This is a genomic window from Enterobacter sp. SECR19-1250 (assembly GCF_013391025.1).
In the GTDB taxonomy this organism is placed as follows: Bacteria; Pseudomonadota; Gammaproteobacteria; order Enterobacterales; family Enterobacteriaceae; genus Enterobacter; species Enterobacter cloacae.
The window spans coordinates 1-1,160 of the sequence record NZ_JACASJ010000271.1 but is presented as its reverse complement, the minus strand read 5'-3'; the positions used below and the strand labels follow the sequence as shown (position 1 = coordinate 1,160).

General features: G+C 44.7%; 2 pseudogenes. One reads left to right on the top strand and one right to left on the bottom strand.

Features of this window, described 5'->3' with window-relative positions:
• Positions 1 to 48 precede the first annotated feature (48 nt).
• Positions 49 to 336, top strand: a pseudogene (locus HX884_RS26540) (hypothetical protein); the annotation flags it as partial.
• Here HX884_RS26540 and HX884_RS27535 read toward each other — a convergent pair.
• Positions 333 to 955, bottom strand: a pseudogene (locus tag HX884_RS27535) (helix-turn-helix domain-containing protein). The pseudogenes HX884_RS26540 and HX884_RS27535 sit on opposite strands and share 4 nt — an antisense overlap.
• Between the last annotated feature and the right edge of the window lie 205 nt (positions 956 to 1,160).

Below are 1,160 nucleotides of genomic sequence, written 5' to 3'. Positions count from 1 at the left end.
ACAACCCGCTACGGGGGAGACTTACCCGAAATCTGATTTATTCAACAAAGCCACGAAAATGACTGGCAGCAGGCACCTGATGGCGCATTGCCGGACAGCCCCGTCACGCATGATACCTCGCGCGATACCTTACCCGGCACCGAAGCGCACGAACAGGCCATGAAACACGCGCAGGCAACACAGCCGGATGAAGACAATTCATTAAAAACGTTATTTATGCAGGCGCTAAAACAGCAGCAGGATGATATGGCGAAGGGAAAAATGCCCGCACCACCGGTTGACGAAACGCAAAATGCGTCTCCTTCGGTGATAAAAGGAGACGCGGGAGGGGATTAATATTTTTCCGGCAGGGTGGTCAGGCTAATCAGCCGCCCTTTTTCGACCACAATATATTGACCTTTTTTCAGGTCTGAGAGGATTTTAATAATGGTGCTGCGTGCCAGGTTGGTGTATTCCTGAATATAATCATAAATATTAATATCTCGCTGGTGGTCAACAATCAGTTCGTTAATTTCTATCAGGAATTCACGGACGACGGAGTACGCGCTGCGGGCAACCAAAACATCATCACGCTTGCTGAGCAAACAGATATACCATGCCAGCACTTTAGTCAGTTCAGGCCACAGCCCGTGCTGAGTCATTAACTGCTGGATTCGTCCTTATGTATGGTACGAACCACGGTATTACTGCGCACCACGCCCTGCATATGCGTAGAATTGTAGAAAATAGCGGAGAGACCAAAGATACATTGTCCCTGTAGCGTAAACATACATAAGTCATCAGAACTGCGGCGGAATTCGACTTCTCCGCTGACGATAATGTGAATATTATCGGAGTTGCAGGTTGATATTTTTTGCCATTTTCTTAACGTTTTTTCTTCATACCCGGCCGTTGCAGAAATAATGGCTTCCATTTCATGATGGGGACGTGTTTTTTTACCAAAAATGCTTAACATTATTATACCCAATTAAGATATTTAAATAAGAAAATTGTCCGGCAAGGCGTTACGTTGCCGTAAAATGTGTTGGTATTCTTTTTGAAATTAAAAAAACCAGAAGAGGACTGTTTCTTTAATTTGATTCATGCTGTGAATCGATGAATCAATCTTAGGGAAGGTGCGAACAAGTTCCTGATATGAGATCATCATATTCATCCGGAGC